The following is a 17,053-nucleotide window of genomic DNA, read 5'->3' on the forward strand; positions in this document are numbered from 1 at the left end:
CACACACATGAAATACTTATACATTTTAATGATTGTACTTTTGGGTGGCGCCTGTAATAAGATTTTAGATGCCGGGCAGCCTACTGGTAAAGTCACATCGACAACGGTATACGAGAATAATGCCACCGCGATTGCTGCCATCAACGGTATTTATTCTACAATGAGCAGTGGCGGTTCCATTACCGGGAACAAGGGATTGTCGTTTTTATGTGGGCTCTCTGCAGACGAATTTGCCTTGCAGACAGTAGATTTTATCCAACAGGCATTGTATCAAAATACATTGGTGGCAGGAGATGTGGATTGTTGGCAGGATTTCTATAATTATATCTACCAGGCAAATTTAGTACTGGAAGGATTGGAAAAGAGTCAGTCATTGAAGGAGGGAATACGACGGCAATTAAAGGGCGAAGCTTTATTTGTGCGGGCATTTAGTTATTTCTGCCTGGTTAATTTATATGGAGATGTGCCATTGTTATTGGGTACAGATTATAAATATAACGCGGTGCAACCCAGGACGGCTTTATTAACTGTATATGCGCAGGTTGTAACGGACCTGGATAATGCGATAGCGATATTGAGTGGCGATTTCCTGGGTGCCGACGTTGAATCGATTTCTACAGATCGGTTACGACCGACTACCTGGTCTGCCAAAGCATTACTAGCCCGTGTTTATTTATATACTGGTGAATATGAAAAGGCAATTAAAGCCGCTGATACCGTTCTAAACAAAAAGTATTTGTTTGATACAGTACCATTGGCGGATGTATTTGTCAAAAGTAGCAAGGAGGCCATCTGGCAATTAGAACCAGTGAAGAATAAATATACTGAAGAAGGTTACCTGTTTCTTGTAGATACCCTGGCTATCTGCAGTAAATCTTTGCTAGCTGCATTTGAACCCGGGGATAACAGGATGCAAAGCTGGACATTGAATGGTTATCCTTTCAAGTATAAAAATACCTCGCCTGTAGATAATCCTTTAGAATACCTGATGATGATAAGGGTTGGTGAACTTTACCTGGTTCATGCCGAAGCAAACGCGCATTTGAAGAACCTGGATGGAGCGCTGGCAGACCTGAATGTAATCAGGAAGCGGGCTGGACTTACCAGCGTAACGGCTGGTACACAGGAACAAATATTAAATGCCATTATGCAGGAGCGTAGGGTTGAGTTGTTCAGTGAATGGGGGCATCGATGGTTTGATTTAAAACGGGGCGGAAACATAGATGAGGTGATGAAAATGAAAACCAGTAGCTGGCAGGCTTATCAACAGTTGTACCCGCTCACGGAATATGAGTTGAAGGCAAATCCTTACCTGAAGCAGAATACAGGCTATTAATCAATGCTCTTTGTCCTAATTAGCGGACAGCAGTCCTAAGTATATCCGTAAGGGTAATTCTACCTTTATGTATAAAACTTGGGACATGAAAAAAGCAAGAATCTTTCTCGGTGTGACTGCTTTTTTTTTAGTGGTCAATTTTTTACTGGCTTATAAAGTCAGTAATTATAACTTAAATAACCTGTACCTGACAACAACAGGTATTTTTTCTGCAAATGGGGCCACATTGCAATTAAAATATGCAACCTTGGGGCCATACAGAACGTTTCAGACAGTGCCTACGCAGTTAAGTGTGCATCCAACTTTCCCATTATACCTGGATGTGACATTGGCTACTACAACTATCGGGGGGTCTTTTGTTACTTATTCGGTGCCGTATGGGCTTTCATGGAATTTGCCGATTTATGCAGATGAGGATCAATGAAGAAACTTTTCTTTTTGGGAGGAGTGCTCCGGGAAAAGAGAATCGATTTCCGGAGCTACTGCCTCCGGCAGGGGGCAATGACAAGTGTTGTGGGAATGTTAAAATCAATGTGAATATTTGTTAATCATTAAGTTAGTCATGTTACAATAATGATTCGAATGCTATTACATTTTGGTGGTTTCCCATTCGTGCCAGCCTGGAATTTATTTTAATTGAAATAGTACGGAAACTATTTTATACCAAATAAAAAGCCCGTTATGCATAACACAGATGAAAGATCAATGTTATCCCTACTCAAGAAAGGCAATAACCTTGTATTTACTCACATTTATACTACTTATGGAGGACTTGTACACTATCATGCTTTAGTTACCTTAAAAGATGCTGCAGCGGCAGATGATGTTTTACAGGAAGTGTTTTCCCGGTTATGGGAAAATAGAAAGGAGATTGATGTGGATGTACCTCTAAAGGATTATCTATATCATCGTACCCAGGAGGCTTGTGTTGAGTATGAGTTGCGACGGAAAAACCTGGCAAATGAATTACCAGATATTGAAGACGAAGTAGATGGACATAGTGAGCTGGCCAGAAAGGAATTTCTGGCCAAAATACATGAAGCGATTTTGCAGGTATACCCACCTGCGTGTAGAGAGATATTACGGATGCATGTAGTGGAGCACAAGAATTATAAAGAGATTGCCCGGGATATGAAGATCACGGTGGAAGTGGTGCGCAACCAGATTTGTAAGGCCAGGAAGTCATTAAGGGATATATTAGGGTTGTCCTAAATAGCGCATCCATCCAGGCATTGGCGCGCCTTTTAGGTAATGATCAAAAAATTCCATTTGCTTTGTGGAAAAATCTAGTTGGTTGTCAAGGTTGGTAAGTTGATGGCCTTCGTTTTTGTATTGTAACCACCAGACCGGTTTTTGTAATCGGCGTAAAGCCGTGAAGAGTTCAGCTGCCTGTGCCCAGGGGACCTGGTTATCATTTTCGTTGTGCATCATCAATAGCGGTGTATTGATATGATGAACTTCTAGAATAGGTGAATTTCGTTCATATCTTTTTGGGTTCTTCCAGGGAGGCACCTTCATTTCGTTTTGTCCTGTTTCATATAAAGGTTGATAGGTATTGCCTGTTAGTTTCCGAATGCTGCCGTACCCGCTAATGAAGTCCGTGGGGCCAGAGGATTCCTGTGCGGCAGCGAATAGATTGGAGTGGGTGATGATGTAGTTTGTAATGTATCCGCCAAAGCTGAAGCCTTGGAGGCCCATTTTTGTTTTATCTATAAACGGGTACTTGCTTAGGTATTTTGCTGACTGAATAACCGTATGTGCTGTGCTTGGGCCAGGCGCACCTGGTTTGACGTGGATATCGGGGATGAAAACAATATAGCCTTTGCTGATATAGGTAGGAATGTTGAGTGTGCCCTCGCTGAGTTGGAGTGGAAGGTGACGGTTTAGGTTATTGCTGTATTGACCATAATAGGTAAATATGATAGGATGTTTTTGAGCGAGGTCAATATTTCGGGGCGTGTATAAGATTCCGGTAATACCTTTGAAGCGCAATAGCTGTGCATGAATGGTATAAGCAGGTGGTAGATCTGTTTGTGGTGTAAATAATTTGAAGTCAGTTGTGGTGTATAGATTGGGCGGGGATTGAGCGGTTTGTTTTCTGACCAGGTAAGTCCCATTGGCATAAATGGGTTTATATTGATCAATGGGGTAGATCGGAAAGTAATATAGGCAATCATCCATAGTGTATTTAACAGGGTCTGATTGTGTAAGTCGCCAGAACCCGTTTTGTTTGTTTTTCGTATCGAGGGCAATGAGTAAGGTATCATCCAGCTGGCGAAAAATAATTTTTTGCTTTTGGCCATAGTTGTTGGTCAGGCATCGGGCACGGGTAAGATTCATTTCCCATATGTCGTAGTTGTCATAGGCTATGAATGAGGTGTCGCTTCCCTGCCATTTTAAGATGGTGGTGATTTGCTTGGGAAGTGAGTGTGTGGTGCCGGTAGTGATATCGTAAATGCGATAGCATTTTAGTGCGGCATCATACCAGGTTACATATTTTTCGGTTGGGGATAAAGTACCATTAATGAGTAAAGCTTTTGGGTTTTCCGCAATTTTCAATTTCTGACCAGTCGTAATATTTACAAGATAGAGGGTGGCAATGATTGTTTTATTCCAGTAATATTCCTGGTAATTGAGTTTGTTTTGCAAGAGAGCATAATGGTTACCTATAAAACAAATTTCTGTATTACTGTCATTCAGCTGCCGCATCCCGGTATCAGCTGTCGGACCCAGTAGGAGGGTGAACAGTAAAATTGTGAAAAAGGTTGGCATAGTACCTGACTTAAAGGCATGATGGTATCAATTATAAGACAATACTGATGGGTGGAAAGGTATGAATCACATCATTCTTCTTTTGTCTTTAGTCCCCTTATCAAAAACAATTCTATTCAGCATCTCCCGCATTCGGCTCCTTACTTCCGAACCATACCGCTGTTCAATAGCAGCGGTGGTCAGTGTAGATGTAATGTGAGTGATAGTTCCAAAACAGGTGAATAACTCATATCTTCTCACCAGGATTTTCTTCATGACCTCGCAGGTGATTCGATAGTGGTGTGCTACGTCTTCCCTTCCCAGGTCGTCAAAGCACCAGGCGCGATGATTGTTTTTACTACTATTTTCGGGGTTACCTATGTATTTGTCCAGGATACCTGGCCCTTTCCGGCTAAACTCTGTACTGATCCGGTCACAGTTGTGCATGTCGTAGTCAAAAGGCGCTGGCACTACCAGGCGCATGAGTTGCATGATATGCGTTTTCCCGGCTCCTACGGGTCCGCCCAGGAAGATACCTTTCTGCAGGTCGATATTGAACTGCTTTGCTACTTCTTCATCACGAAGCATCCAGGCGATGACAGGGAGCAGTACGGAAAGGTCTTCGTTGTAGATCTGGAAGTGTTTTCCGAACTGTTCCCTGCCTTTTTCGGCTAGGAGATGAAGAATCTGTTTGTAATCAAAAAGGCTGGTGATAATCTTCATCATTTTTCGTTTGAGGGGCGCTTAACATCCATTTATGAGCAAGTGGTTGCCAGTGTTGAATGGGTGTATTTCCTGACAGCCACCCGGTAGCTTCGTGGTGAAACCAGAATTTCCGGGCTTCTTCCAGGTTATACTTGTGGGTAGCGAAAAAAATTAGTACTTCGTCCAGGGTTGGCAGACCATTTGACACATCATTTGTAATAACGTTTGTATTAGTTTTTAATAATGGTCTTTTTAGTGGTCCCTGTTCGGGGCCATTATGCATACCCATTGGGATCATAGAAACTGTGGCAGGGGTAAACCGGGAGTCCGATGGCAGGTAAACCAGGTACTGCCGGGCATCCAGCTCACGTAGACTGCGGTAATAGGTACACTTAGCCTTGATTTTTGCCGCCTGCATGATTTCTTCCCGGCGTACGTTAAAAGCCTTTCTGAACCCTAGTTTATTCCAGGTATGGAACAGTGCCATGTAAAGGGAAATATGGTGGGGTACCATCCATTCCTCCTTTGCAGCCTTGGCCAGGAAAGCGTTGAGATGAATGATATAATTCATATTGATATAGTTTTGAGAATCAGGATTGCAGCTCTTCCAGCTGGCCTTTTAGCCAGCGCTGGAACATGATATTAATGGACGGATTGCCTGGGTCCAGGACCTGGTCATTTCTGACGAGGAGATCTTCCATCATGTTATCGAGATCCTTTAGGATATTAATTTTTTCGTTGGGGATGACGGTGCTGGCGATCTCTTTTGTGGTGGTAGATGTGAGGTGATGAAAGAAGCCGATATCATTGAAGTTGAGATAAAACATCAAGGCATATAGGTGATCCTGATTCAAATTGTCTCCATGTGTGTTAATCTGGGTCATCAGCTGGGTCAGCAGGTTCCAGGTATAATCATGGTCCTGGTAGCTAAACCGGTTGGCTCCCTGATGCCATAATCGCTGAATAGAGAAATGTAAAATGTTCCACAGCTTTTTCAGGTGTCGGCCTTTTTCGTCCATCCACTGGGCGATGATCAGTACCTGGTGATGATGCATTGATTTCTCTATCTCTATATAAATGAGTGGAGGTGCGCCGCTTTTGTCAAAATAAGCAGGGTATTGCGCCTGCATTTCTTTTAAGAGACGGAAGGATTCATAGCATAAGTTTTTATGCCGGGAGGCAGGATCGTCAAAGTCGGGCAGATCATCAATATCCAGGTCTTCTACCCAGGACAAAGGTACCAGGTCGAATAATTGCCTGATCTGTTCCTGCCAGGTGCGCATGTACCTTTTTAGTACAGCGTCATCTTTTGAGGATAACATGAAGTCGGCTATTGTATAGTGCATATGTTCTATACTGGACTGGGCTTGCTCATAGAAGTGCCCAGTATCGTCATCGGGGGTAGATAGATAATCTTCTATGCTATTTCTGAGGTGGTGAAGGGGTAAAAATGGAAAGGTCATGGGATTGCATTTTAGGTTGATGAGATGGAAATGGGTTAGCAAAGGATATACCCACCAATAATTTTTGAGAAATGATAAAATCTACTGCGATCAGGCTGCATGTAGACGAGGTCACGACTGCACCCGGTGTAATTTAGTTTTGCCACACGTGCTACGTGTTTCAATTCAGTAAATACTTTTTTCTTCGGCCGTGGCCATTTGCTGGTACGCTGTTTCAATTTTTGAAGCATCAATAATTGTGAATTTTAATGATTAAAAATGATCGTGATAAGAACAAAAATTTTTATATTTGTTATACCACGTTAATGAAACCCAAAATAAATTTAATGATGAAAACTATTCGAATTTGGAACGTGGTGCAAATGTCCATAATGTCTCAAATGACATTATTAATGTCATTCTTGTAACAGCGATATTACCAGAAGATATCGCATTATTAACCCGAAAATCCCACAAAACCGGATGTAGAAAGCTGAGTAAAGCACGTGCCGTATTGGGTAAATCTGAAGACTATCCATTGTCTTTAAGAGAGTTCTGTAAAGCCTTTCCGGATTTTGAACCTGAGTATACGGCTGCACGGCTTTATATTCTGAAGAAAGGGATTTAAAAACTACTTTTATTTATGTATGTAGACTTGTTTGTCCGAAAAAGTAAGGGGCTTTTCACGAAGGTGAATAGCCGAGTCGTCATACTGGTAGAGGCCAGTGGCGGATGTTCCCGGATCATCACAAGAGAGGGTAATTACCTGGTAAGTAGTACGCTCAGCCAGCTAGAGGAACAACTACCCGTGGTACTCTTTTGCCGTGTACATCGTAGTTACATTGTTGCATTAGAGCATATTACCAGTGTGACAGAGAATAGCGTTAAAGTTCTTGACAGGGATATTCCCCTGTCAAGAGCTTATGCTCCCAATTTATTCAGCCGGATTCATATTATCATGTGACTGTTTGTTTTATTTAACTCCACTTTATTGCTTCTCAACCTATACTTATAGCTTCCTCAAAAGATTTTTCATTTTGATGTGGATTGTCGTTTTAATATTGTTGTCGTAAGGCATCAATCATCCAGGCAGTGCCCGGAGTGAAGGAGAGGCACCTTTCATTTCACTGGATGGTTTTTAATCGAACAAGCGACGAAGAAGCGACGAACTAGCGTCGAACAAAGGCCTTTCAAAAAGTTGATTTTTTAACTCCCTTTAAAAAGAATTTTATGGCAAAATCAGATAATTTGATCCTGAAGGATGGTTCAGGGTCGATCGGTAAAATTTTGACTATTACAAGGCGGAAATCCGGCAATATTCAGGTGGGTAAGCATCGGGGTGCAAGTAGTGTGCCGTCTACGGAGGAGCAGCTGAAGGTACAGTCTAAATTCAAACAAAGTATCATTTATGGCAGGGCGGCCATGGCCGATCCGAATTTGAAGGCGCTGTATGCGGCGGCGGTGAAGGGCGATCAGAGTGCTTATAATGTGGCCGTGAGAGATGCGTTTAAGGCACCGGAGATTACGAAGATTAATACAGAGCTGTATGATGGCCAGGTTGGATCTACAATTACTGTGCGGGCAGTGGATGATTTCAAGGTGGCGAGTGTGAAAGTGAGTATTTATTCAGCGGGTGGTGATGTAATTGAACAGGGAGATGCGGTGCTGGAGGCGAATGGGCTGGATTGGTTGTATACGGCGACGGTGGCGAATGGTGCGGTAGCAGGAGGCAAGGTGAGAGCGGTGGCGAAGGATCTACCGGCGAATGAAACGGTGATGGAGGTGCAGTTGTAAGTAGAAAAGGCGCTTCGCATTGAGCGAAGCGCCTTTTTGGGGTAAACTTGATAGGAGAGTAATTGGTATATTTAAAATGATGTATTGGTCTAATCAGTATCCTTTATTTAATATGGATAATATCCCCTTGAATATAATAATCAAAGTCGTTGGTTGCTTTTAGGATGTCTAATGAATACTCTACAGGCTCATTTTTATAAATTACCCCCGTAAATCTAGATTTCCCCTTTAAAGGATTATCCATAATAACCTGCTTATCAAACCAACGAGGTATTACCTGCATTATTTCCGAAAGAGAAGTGTTATTAAAAATATATAAACCCCGACGCCAACCTAAGAGAGCTGATTCGTCAAATGAGGTTATATCCATACTATTAGGTGCATAAATCAGCTGCTGGCCTGGGTGCAATATTTTATCTTGTACTTTGACAGCTCCATTGACCAGTGCTATTTGCACTTTATTGTTATCATAAGTATTAACATTAAATGAAGTTCCCAATACCTGTAAGGTAGTACCTGGCAATCTTACGAAAAATGGTGTGGTGCTTTTCGCCACTTCGATGTATGCTTCTCCGTTGAGTGATATTTCTCTTGTATCACCTTCAAAAGACAAGGGAAATTGAAGTGTGGTGGTGGAATTCAGCCAAATTATAGTACCGTCATTTAATGTGATTTTGTAATCTTTTCCCTTCGGTATAGTCAATTTGGCCATTCCTCTTGGGGCAACAGCTGCAGCATAAGTCATTGAATCACCTTTGTGATGAATGGTGACATCATTTACTTTGACGGAATCATGATTATCAGATAGGTTAATACTACCTGAACCGGGGAGCTCCAGGAGAATATCTTTGTTAGAAAAGGCGTCATTAGTGACCGGGAACCTGGTTACTGGGGGATAATAAAAATGGAAGAGGCAAAGACCAACTATAATGATAGCAGCTATGCTTAACAAATAAAATTTCCAGGAACCCGGCCTTTTTTTGCCTTTTAATGTTGCTTGAAATATCATTTCTACCGGGCGAGATCGTTCCAGGAATTCTTTTACATCCGGTTCGTTTAGGATATTCCTGGTTTCGAACCAAATATTAAAGGCTTCCGGGTCTTCCCGAATGGTTGTTTTGAGGTAGACAAGGTCTTCATCACTGATCACCTCAGCCAACTCTTCTAAAGTTAAACGGTGTATCAGTTCATAATCTGTATTCATGATGCTTTTAGATTGCGGATTACAACCTAAAGTAACATAATCATATTACTTTTTTGAGGTGGGAACGGATTATTTTAAGCGCCCGGCTTACCTGGTTTTTAACTACCTGGGGTTGGATATTCATGTCTATGGCTATTTCCTTGTGGCTTTTATCCTCTATGTACAGTAGCTCAAAAGCCCTCCTGGTGGCTGGGGCAGTTACTGTAGCGATCGCTTCCTTGATTTGGTGATATATTTCTTTATTTTCTAATGCATGGGTGATTGTGCCTTCCTTGGAGACATACATGGAGTGCTGGATGAATTTTTTGGCTACCTCACTTTTACGGCACTTATAGGCGTATTGGAGGTGCACTGCTTTGTACAGATAATGTTTCAGAGGGATAGTTAGCGGAATCTCCTTTCTCCGGTTCCAAAGCGAAGTAAAGATTTCTTGTACCATATCTTCTGCTTCGGCAGTAGACCTGATTTTGTAATAGGCTTCCATTAATAATAATGGTTTGTAGTGGTTATACACCGCTGCGAAAGTGGATTCGTTGCCCTCTTTAATTTCCCTAAGCAACTCTTCGTCTGATTTGTGTAACATAAGTAGCCCCCTCTGATATAGGTTACATGACAATTGTTGATACCGATTCAAATCTATTGATAAAAAAATAGGGAGTGGTTAATGTGAAGTTAATGATGGAGAATTTATTATGAGTGGTAGGAGTGGGTAGGATGAATATATGGTTTAATTGAAGTTTTTAGATTGATGACTTATTTAAATGAATAGCTTAAGTATTGCTTTATTCTTTTATTTTAATGAAAGGTGAATAGTAACTATATCCGTTTCCTCCTAACTTTTGCGACGGGTTAATACTTTAACTTCAAAAAGAAGTATCTCCATTGTCTACGTCTGTTTACCCAATTATGAAAATTGTTTTGTTAATCTTATCCTCATTTCTTGCTTCTCTCTGCTTATACGGGCAATCAGACTATATAGTTACGGGTACAATTAGAGATTCCACAGGCCAAGTAATTATCGGGGCGAATGTGACATTAATGACAGCGAGTGATACGTTAAGAAGTATCAGTACCGACAATGGAACTTTCAGGATTGTTGGAGTGAAAAATCCGGTTTTTAGATTGCGGGTTACTTCTTTGGGCTTTGATTCGTGGGAGAGAAATTCTTCGCCGGGTAGGGGACTCGACTTCCAGGTGGTATTAAGGGTTAGTATGAAGATGTTGAAGGAGTTTGTCGTAAAAGGAACTTTACGACCAGTTACTTTTATGAAAGATACGGTTGAATATGATGTGAACAGTTTTATACTATCAGAGCATGATATGGTTGAGGATCTGATGAAGCGATTGCCAGGTCTAGAGGTGAATAGTGATGGTACAATCAGTATGATGGGGCAGAAGGTATCTAAGATTATGATTAATGGGCAGGAGTTTATGGTCAGTGATATTAAGACGTTGACAAGTTTGATTCCGGCATCTCTTATTAATAAGATACAATTGATAGATGACCATGGAGATATTAACCGAATGAGGGGAACGTCAAGGGGGGAGACGCAGAAAATTATTAATCTGAGAACCAGTGAAAGTATTAAAGATATAACAGCAGGGAGATTGTCGACACAGTATGGAGAATATAACCTATATCGTTTGGCTGCAAGTGCCTTTAGATTTGGTGATCAGCAAGAGTATCATATAGCCTTGGCAAATAGCAATATGGGACAATATACCGGGAAAGCGAATAATTCTAATATCGATATTGGGCTAAGAAAAAAAAATAATGATGAGTTTTCGTTTAATACTGGTGTATATTATAAAAGTGAGAATACAGAGATAATTTCAAATAGTTCAACAGAAACAATTACCAGTGATGGAACTTTATATAATAATATAAATTCAACTGGAAATAGCCAGTCCGAAAATGGAACTTTCAAATCAGAATGGAAATTTAATCCTGATAAGGATAATAAGCTCATTATCCATCTAGATGGGAATCTTGGTAAGGGGAAGAGCTATAGTGAAATAACAAATATTCAGTCAGGATTCCAAAGAAAAGATCAGTATTCAATCAATAGTACTGAAAGTAAAGCCAATTCATTGAATGGAGACTTATCTTATATTCATTCGTTCAAAAAGCCGGGTAGAAACCTGGCTTTCTTATACACCGGGAATTTGAAAAAAAATAATACCGATTTGAATTCGAAGAATAGCATTCGCTACTATCAGACAGATACTACTCAATTCCAGGATTCAAGCATACATCAGTTGATAAACAGGAATAATGATACCTATGAAAATAAAATAGCGGTTTCATTTATTGAACCTATAGGAGATAAAAGAAGTTTGGAAATCAAGTACGGCTATTTTAATTCATTATCCAGTAATGATTATAAGACCAGAATTGAGGAAACAGGCGGTAAGTTGGAGCCTGTTGATTCTTTAAGTAATAGCTTTCATTTCGTTATTCGTCAAATGGAGGGGGAGATCAGTTATGAGTATAATAGTGATAAGCTGAATTATTGGATTGGTGGGAATATTCTTTCATATATGTTGTTGGGTTCTTCTGAAAAAAGAGGATTTTCATTTTATCCTGTTTGGCAATTTGATTATAAATTTTCGAAGAGTTCTTTCGTTAGGATGTTGTATAAAGGGAATAATGATTACCCTACTTATAATCAATTATCAATTGTTCCGGATTATTCGGATTTACAAAATCCGCTTATAGGCAATCCTGATCTTAAGCCAGTTAATAATCATTCATTAACAATAGAATATAGGGGAAGTAAAGGTAAAAGTAGTTTGTTCTCAAATTTTTCTTTAGGTACAATAAGGAATAAGATAACGACCAGTATTCTGTTAGTTGAAGATGGGCTGGGGACAGTAAAACAAGAAACCCATTTTTTGAATACAAACGGGAATTATTCAATTGGGAATAAAAGTGGATGGAGTAAACAGGTTGGCAAGAGAAGTAATATTAATTTAGAGGAAGGGGTTTCTTATTCTGCAAATGATCAATATTATAATTCGGCAAAATGGAGGGTTACATCACTTATTGCCAGTATGAAATTTGGATTTGAATTTGGATTGGGGTTTTGGAGCACTTCACCAAGTGTTATGTATTCTTATAATAGAAATGTATTTAATGGAAATAATACCATAATTAATATCCATTCAATAAATTATAATGGTTATAATCATTTTAAAATAACTAAAAGTATTTCTGTAGAGCTTGTATATTCTGGTCAAAAGAATTTCAGTTACGATAAGACGTTCAATAATGGTTCTTTGCTTTTAGATTCAAGAATTCATTTTTGGTCGTTGAATAGGAGGTTAATTACTTCCTTATATGTAAATAATGTGTTGGATAATAAAGCAACTATCTCTCAAAGTTTTACTTCAAATGGTATTGCATCAACTAATATAAATAATAGAGGGCGTTATTTGATGGTTAATATAATATATGATTTCCGTAGAGTCAATTAATAAACAAAGAATGATTATTCAACGCTATTTTTTGAATTTGATAATACCAGTGGTGAACGACGTAATTCCAGAAAGTAATTATGAGTTCTTTTTCTATTGTGTATTTTGAGGAAGGTGATTCTTCATTTCTTTTGCAAATATTCAGACTAACGAGATTCAATCTTTTACGCAAGGGATTGGTGCTGTTAAATTAATTGACACCAAAAGTGACGAAGAATCAACAAGTTTCGCTACTATAATCCGGAATCTACATTACTTGATTACTGAAATTGTTCTTCAGTTTCATTTGATATCTTTATCAGATTAACTTTAATGATGCCCAAAAAACTAAATAGTATTCAATTTTTGCGTGGCATTGCCGCTTCACTCGTTGTATATTCACATGTAATAGATGTACAGGAGAAGTTTTCGATTTCAAAGCAAGGCGCTTTTTTCTACTGGGGTAACTTTGGTGCTATTGGCGCTGATCTCTTTTTCGTGATATCGGGATTTATTATTAGTTATATCGCAAATGAATATATAGGCTTAACAAAAGCAAAGGAATTTCTAATAAAGAGGTTTCTTCGAATAAATCCAATATATTATTTGGCTTCTCTTATTCAACTAATAGTGTTTTATTATTACTACACTCCATTTCCTTTGGAGGAAATGATAAATAAATTATGTGATACAGTTATATTATTCCCGTTATTCGATAGCTCACATCCAATTTCCCCAATTTTATCAGTCGGTTGGACCTTAAGTTTTGAATGGTGGTTTTATTTGATTTTCCTGGGAACTATTCTCTTTAAACTCGAAAAAAAGCTCTTGTGCTTAATATTAATATTTGGAGCTTTAATTATTTCTGGTGTTTGTTTTAGACATAACGATTTAAGAATTTTCTTTTTTACAAGCCCTATTATGATTGAATTTGTATTAGGAATCATAATTTACCAAATTTATCATAAATTCAAAATAAGTGCTTCAATAAGCTATTTGCTTATCATATTGGGCATTATTAGTTATCTCTTTAATATATTTAATGGTTATGGGAATATTTCTGAGTTTGGTAATATACTCCTTCACGGTCAAGGATTTTTGAGAGTAATCATTTGGGGTATACCAAGTGCTTTTCTTGTAGCAGGATGTGTTTATTTAGAAACAAATAACGGACTAAATAAATTATGGAACAGCAGATTATTCTTACTTGTAGGTGATGCTTCCTATGCAATTTATCTTTTACATATTCCTGTATTATATGTGATTATTATACTTCACTATAAAGCAGGGTTAAATTTTTATCCAGATTTAGGTGTAATTATTTTCTTCATTATAGCTATTTTCTCAGGAATTTTATTTTATTTATTGATAGAAAAAAAAATAATGTATTGGTTTAATCTTAAAGTTTAGTTATTGTTTAACCATCCTCCATTAGTCAGCCATTTCATGATGGGAATTAGCCACTCATCTTCGTTTAATTTTAACACAAAACTGTGATTACCTTTTGGGAAAAGATGCATTTCGGCAGCAACGTTATTTTTTAATAAGGCTTGGTAAAAAATAAGGCTGTTGTTAATAGTTACTAGCTTGTCATCTTTGGCATGAGTCAAATAAGTCGGAGGAGTGTTATTCGTAACATAATTTTCATTAGAATATTTTTCGATATTCTCTAGTGAAGGATTTTTTCCGAGTAAATTATTTCTTGTACCTAAATGTGTTAATGAGTCCTTCATACTAATAACTGGATATATTAAAATACAAAAATCTGGCCTTAAGTTGATTCTTTCTAAATTTGGGATGCTAGGATTGCTAAATTGAGTGGCTAAATATGAGGCTAAATGACCTCCAGCAGAAAAGCCCATAACCCCGATTGAATTAATATTTATATGCCATTTTAGATTATTAAGTCGAATGATTTTAATAGCCGATTCTGCGTCCTGAAAAGGGGCAATAGTTTTATTTAACATTAATGAATCGTTAGGTAACCGATATTTTAATATAAAGGCAGTAATTCCATGTTGGGAAAGCCAAATACCTACTTTTCTTCCCTCATCTTTATAAGCAAGAAACTTATATGCACCTCCGGGGATAATTAATACACCACATTTTTTATTACAGCTGCTATCAGGAAAATAAATTTCTAATGATGGAAATATAGTTTTTATATAGAAATCTGGACAATTAGGGTCACCAATTATAGTTTCCTTCTCATTAGTAGCTTTATAATTAAGAATACTATCCTTATACAATGGTATCAAAAATTGCCCCTTTGCAGATATAGTGGCAATTAGCAAAGAACAAGTAGTAAACCATTTTAGCATTAAATATGTTTTTGTTTTTTTGAGAATTTTATAAAAGTAATACGGTTTGGGAATTCTACTACTATAATTAATCTTTCAGCTATATTTGGTTGCTTCTCTTACTGCTTAAGTCCTTTATGAACATACTTGCTTCTTGTTGCCTCAAAAAGAGATAATTAGAGGTTCAGAAAATCTTGTCTTTTTCTTATTTAGCCCAATTAAGGTAGTAATTTTTTCTAATTCATATTGATCTTCTGCCAGAGAATTTGATGCCACTAATAAATTAAACTAAAATGATTGGGGAATTCATTTCATACTTGCATATAGAAAATGATATATATTATCACTGCTTAAAATTAATAAATTCCTGTTACATGTTACAATGAAGAAAGCATTGCAACATATAATTGTAAAATTGTTACAGTATGAAAAAGGGAATAATAATCTTACTATTTATAGTTCTTGAAAACCATATCGTTATGGCACAAAATAAAGGGGTTTATTTTCAGGAAGGTAATTGGAATGAAATTTTAACTCTGGCTCGAGAACAAAATAAAGGAGTTTTCATAGATTGTTATACAACATGGTGTGGCCCATGCAAAATGATGGATAGCCAAGTTTATTCAGACAGTTTGGTTGGAAACTACATGAATTCTCAATATATATCCATAAAACTTCAAATGGATAGTACAACCTCAGATGATATTTTAATAGAATCAAGATATGAAATGGTTAAAGATTTTATAAAAAAGTATGATATAAAGGCATTTCCCACTTTATTGTTTTTCTCAAGCAATGGGGAAATGGTTCATAGAGGTGTGGGGTTTATGAATTGTTTAAATTTTATGCATTTAGCCGAAGAAGCTCAGGATCCAACCAAACAATATTATCGACGGATTGAAGAATTTAAAGCTAACAAGATCGAAATAAAGGATTTACCTGATTTAGCCAACCTAGCAAAAAAATTTGGAGATGATGACTTATCTATACAGATTGGCACACGATATAAAATCAACCATTTAGATCATTTAACTGATAAAGAACTGTTGAATAGTAAAAAAGATATTGAGTTTTTATTATCTAACTATAATCTTATTAGTACTAAAGATAGATTTTTTAAATATTGTTATTATCATCCAAAACTTGTTGATAGTGCTAAATTAGGATTGATAAATTGGTTTTTGGCTGCAATAATTGATAAAGAGGAAGTCTCAAGTAAATTATGGAATAATAAAAAAGCTGTAACATTATCCCCTGATTGGAACACACTCTATTCCAATATAAAGAACAAATATAATAAGGTATTTGCTGACTTGATTTTGCCGCCGGAAAAATTATATTTCTACCAGAAAGTCGGAAATTGGAATGAATACGCAAATTTAGTGGATCAAGCAATGTTAGCAAATCCACCTGTAAATGTAGCATTCGACCTTAACAATAGAGCGTGGTTAATGTTTTCTGAATGTAATGATTCTGATGCATTATTAAGGGCCTTGGATTGGTCAAATAAGGTAATTGAGATTACAGGAGATTCTTATCCTAGAGTTTATGATTATTATGATACAAGAGCAAACTTATTGTATAAATTAGGAAAGAAAAACGAAGCAATCCTCAACGAGCAGAAGGCAATAGATTTGTCCAAAGATAATAAGCATTCAAATGAATATTTTTTGAATATAAAATCCAAAATGGAACAAGGAATACCTACATGGAAAAAGGAGTAGATTATAAAAGTTTTAGCTAAGTAGGAATTTTGTATTGAGTAATTGAATTGCCATTGTTTTGCAGTAATTGTACTTATATTCGAGTGCTAGTGTTATAGAAATAAAATTTTATGATAAAATATATTAGTATATTGTTTGTTTTAATTTTATTGAGCCAACACATATTTGGTAGGCAGACAAGCCTTCCATTAATTGATACTTCTTGTGCTCGAAATTGGCCGATAGTTAGCAACGGGATGCTATCCAATGATGGTGAATTTGCAAGCTATACAATAAGTAATGCAAATACACAGCTTAATAAACATGTAGATGCTATATTCAAAAAAATAGGGGGTAAATGG

The 17,053-nt window shown here is 37.5% G+C and carries 17 protein-coding genes; 10 read left to right on the plus strand and 7 right to left on the minus strand.

Going from position 1 to position 17,053, the window contains the following annotated elements; all coding sequences use genetic code 11:
• Window positions 1–7: 7 nt before the first annotated feature.
• The 3 genes from ABDW16_RS12320 to ABDW16_RS12330 all read left to right on the plus strand — a co-directional run bounded on the left by ABDW16_RS12320 (window position 8) and on the right by ABDW16_RS12330 (window position 2,548).
• Window positions 8–1,336, plus strand: a complete 1,329-nt coding sequence (locus ABDW16_RS12320; RefSeq protein ID WP_343670086.1) for a RagB/SusD family nutrient uptake outer membrane protein — start codon at window positions 8–10, stop codon at window positions 1,334–1,336.
• Window positions 1,337–1,421: 85 nt separating this feature from the next.
• Window positions 1,422–1,760 carry a hypothetical protein gene (locus ABDW16_RS12325; protein ID WP_343670087.1) on the plus strand — a complete coding sequence of 113 codons (339 nt, stop codon included), beginning with the start codon at window positions 1,422–1,424 and terminating at the stop codon, window positions 1,758–1,760.
• Between the two features lie 257 nt (window positions 1,761–2,017).
• On the plus strand, window positions 2,018–2,548 hold the full coding sequence (locus tag ABDW16_RS12330; RefSeq protein WP_343670089.1) for a sigma-70 family RNA polymerase sigma factor: 531 nt from the start codon (window positions 2,018–2,020) through the stop codon (window positions 2,546–2,548).
• On the opposite strand, the gene ABDW16_RS12335 is transcribed toward ABDW16_RS12330, so the two are convergent.
• The 4 genes from ABDW16_RS12335 to ABDW16_RS12350 form a co-directional block, all read right to left on the minus strand.
• Window positions 2,534–4,108, minus strand: coding sequence for a prolyl oligopeptidase family serine peptidase (locus ABDW16_RS12335; protein ID WP_343670090.1), 1,575 nt, complete (start codon window positions 4,106–4,108; stop codon window positions 2,534–2,536). The two genes, ABDW16_RS12330 and ABDW16_RS12335, sit on opposite strands and share 15 nt — an antisense overlap.
• A gap of 66 nt (window positions 4,109–4,174) precedes the next feature.
• Complete coding sequence (locus ABDW16_RS12340; protein WP_343670091.1) at window positions 4,175–4,813, minus strand: hypothetical protein; 639 nt, start codon at window positions 4,811–4,813, stop codon at window positions 4,175–4,177.
• On the minus strand, window positions 4,785–5,363 hold the full coding sequence (locus tag ABDW16_RS12345; RefSeq protein WP_343670092.1) for a hypothetical protein: 579 nt from the start codon (window positions 5,361–5,363) through the stop codon (window positions 4,785–4,787). The genes ABDW16_RS12340 and ABDW16_RS12345 overlap by 29 nt, the downstream gene beginning before the upstream one ends.
• Window positions 5,364–5,382: 19 nt before the next feature.
• The gene (locus ABDW16_RS12350) at window positions 5,383–6,255 is read right to left on the minus strand and encodes a hypothetical protein (RefSeq protein ID WP_343670093.1); all 873 of its coding nucleotides are present in this window, start codon (window positions 6,253–6,255) and stop codon (window positions 5,383–5,385) included.
• Between the two features lie 289 nt (window positions 6,256–6,544).
• Between ABDW16_RS12350 and ABDW16_RS12355 the strand changes: the two genes are divergently transcribed.
• The 3 genes from ABDW16_RS12355 to ABDW16_RS12365 all read left to right on the plus strand — a co-directional run bounded on the left by ABDW16_RS12355 (window position 6,545) and on the right by ABDW16_RS12365 (window position 8,028).
• A complete protein-coding gene (locus ABDW16_RS12355; RefSeq protein WP_343670094.1) occupies window positions 6,545–6,862 on the plus strand; it encodes a hypothetical protein in 318 nt (105 codons plus the stop codon).
• Window positions 6,863–6,877: 15 nt separating this feature from the next.
• Complete coding sequence (locus tag ABDW16_RS12360) at window positions 6,878–7,198, plus strand: LytTR family DNA-binding domain-containing protein (protein ID WP_343670095.1); 321 nt, start codon at window positions 6,878–6,880, stop codon at window positions 7,196–7,198.
• A gap of 266 nt (window positions 7,199–7,464) precedes the next feature.
• Window positions 7,465–8,028, plus strand: a complete 564-nt coding sequence (locus ABDW16_RS12365) for a hypothetical protein (RefSeq protein WP_343670096.1) — start codon at window positions 7,465–7,467, stop codon at window positions 8,026–8,028.
• A gap of 103 nt (window positions 8,029–8,131) precedes the next feature.
• Here ABDW16_RS12365 and ABDW16_RS12370 read toward each other — a convergent pair whose 3' ends face one another.
• Together ABDW16_RS12370 and ABDW16_RS12375 are read right to left on the minus strand one after the other, a co-directional pair.
• A complete protein-coding gene (locus tag ABDW16_RS12370; protein ID WP_343670097.1) occupies window positions 8,132–9,232 on the minus strand; it encodes a FecR domain-containing protein in 1,101 nt (366 codons plus the stop codon).
• 40 nt (window positions 9,233–9,272) lie between these two features.
• Window positions 9,273–9,815 (minus strand): sigma-70 family RNA polymerase sigma factor, encoded by a 543-nt coding sequence (locus ABDW16_RS12375; protein WP_343670098.1) that lies wholly within the window; start codon window positions 9,813–9,815, stop codon window positions 9,273–9,275.
• Window positions 9,816–10,138: 323 nt separating this feature from the next.
• On the opposite strand from ABDW16_RS12375, the gene ABDW16_RS12380 reads away from it, so the two are divergent.
• A complete protein-coding gene (locus ABDW16_RS12380) occupies window positions 10,139–12,709 on the plus strand; it encodes a TonB-dependent receptor (protein ID WP_343670100.1) in 2,571 nt (856 codons plus the stop codon).
• A 312-nt stretch (window positions 12,710–13,021) separates the two neighbouring features.
• Window positions 13,022–14,098, plus strand: coding sequence for an acyltransferase (locus ABDW16_RS12385; protein WP_343670102.1), 1,077 nt, complete (start codon window positions 13,022–13,024; stop codon window positions 14,096–14,098).
• Here the strand turns inward: ABDW16_RS12385 and ABDW16_RS12390 are convergent.
• Complete coding sequence (locus ABDW16_RS12390; protein ID WP_343670103.1) at window positions 14,095–15,009, minus strand: alpha/beta hydrolase; 915 nt, start codon at window positions 15,007–15,009, stop codon at window positions 14,095–14,097. The two genes, ABDW16_RS12385 and ABDW16_RS12390, sit on opposite strands and share 4 nt — an antisense overlap.
• Window positions 15,010–15,413: 404 nt before the next feature.
• On the opposite strand from ABDW16_RS12390, the gene ABDW16_RS12395 reads away from it, so the two are divergent.
• Together ABDW16_RS12395 and ABDW16_RS12400 are read left to right on the plus strand one after the other, a co-directional pair.
• A complete protein-coding gene (locus ABDW16_RS12395) occupies window positions 15,414–16,712 on the plus strand; it encodes a thioredoxin family protein (protein ID WP_343670105.1) in 1,299 nt (432 codons plus the stop codon).
• A gap of 110 nt (window positions 16,713–16,822) precedes the next feature.
• A partial coding sequence (locus tag ABDW16_RS12400) for a hypothetical protein (protein WP_343670106.1) occupies window positions 16,823–17,053 on the plus strand: 231 nt, incomplete at its 3' end.

It is taken from the genome of Chitinophaga sp., from assembly GCF_039596135.1.
Lineage (GTDB): Bacteria > Bacteroidota > Bacteroidia > Chitinophagales > Chitinophagaceae > Chitinophaga.

What these genes read in the sequence shown, in the direction of transcription:
- ABDW16_RS12370 (WP_343670097.1), bottom strand. Translation starts at nt 9,232, where the DNA reads ATGAATACAGATTATGAACTGATACACCGTTTAACTTTAGAAGAGTTG.
- ABDW16_RS12325 (WP_343670087.1), top strand. Translation starts at nt 1,422, where the DNA reads ATGAAAAAAGCAAGAATCTTTCTCGGTGTGACTGCTTTTTTTTTAGTG.
- ABDW16_RS12375 (WP_343670098.1), bottom strand. Translation starts at nt 9,815, where the DNA reads ATGTTACACAAATCAGACGAAGAGTTGCTTAGGGAAATTAAAGAGGGC.
- ABDW16_RS12385 (WP_343670102.1), top strand. Translation starts at nt 13,022, where the DNA reads ATGATGCCCAAAAAACTAAATAGTATTCAATTTTTGCGTGGCATTGCC.
- ABDW16_RS12380 (WP_343670100.1), top strand. Translation starts at nt 10,139, where the DNA reads ATGAAAATTGTTTTGTTAATCTTATCCTCATTTCTTGCTTCTCTCTGC.
- ABDW16_RS12345 (WP_343670092.1), bottom strand. Translation starts at nt 5,363, where the DNA reads ATGAATTATATCATTCATCTCAACGCTTTCCTGGCCAAGGCTGCAAAG.
- ABDW16_RS12335 (WP_343670090.1), bottom strand. Translation starts at nt 4,108, where the DNA reads ATGCCAACCTTTTTCACAATTTTACTGTTCACCCTCCTACTGGGTCCG.
- ABDW16_RS12320 (WP_343670086.1), top strand. Translation starts at nt 8, where the DNA reads ATGAAATACTTATACATTTTAATGATTGTACTTTTGGGTGGCGCCTGT.
- ABDW16_RS12330 (WP_343670089.1), top strand. Translation starts at nt 2,018, where the DNA reads ATGCATAACACAGATGAAAGATCAATGTTATCCCTACTCAAGAAAGGC.
- ABDW16_RS12365 (WP_343670096.1), top strand. Translation starts at nt 7,465, where the DNA reads ATGGCAAAATCAGATAATTTGATCCTGAAGGATGGTTCAGGGTCGATC.
- ABDW16_RS12360 (WP_343670095.1), top strand. Translation starts at nt 6,878, where the DNA reads ATGTATGTAGACTTGTTTGTCCGAAAAAGTAAGGGGCTTTTCACGAAG.
- ABDW16_RS12390 (WP_343670103.1), bottom strand. Translation starts at nt 15,009, where the DNA reads ATGCTAAAATGGTTTACTACTTGTTCTTTGCTAATTGCCACTATATCT.
- ABDW16_RS12395 (WP_343670105.1), top strand. Translation starts at nt 15,414, where the DNA reads ATGAAAAAGGGAATAATAATCTTACTATTTATAGTTCTTGAAAACCAT.
- ABDW16_RS12340 (WP_343670091.1), bottom strand. Translation starts at nt 4,813, where the DNA reads ATGATGAAGATTATCACCAGCCTTTTTGATTACAAACAGATTCTTCAT.
- ABDW16_RS12350 (WP_343670093.1), bottom strand. Translation starts at nt 6,255, where the DNA reads ATGACCTTTCCATTTTTACCCCTTCACCACCTCAGAAATAGCATAGAA.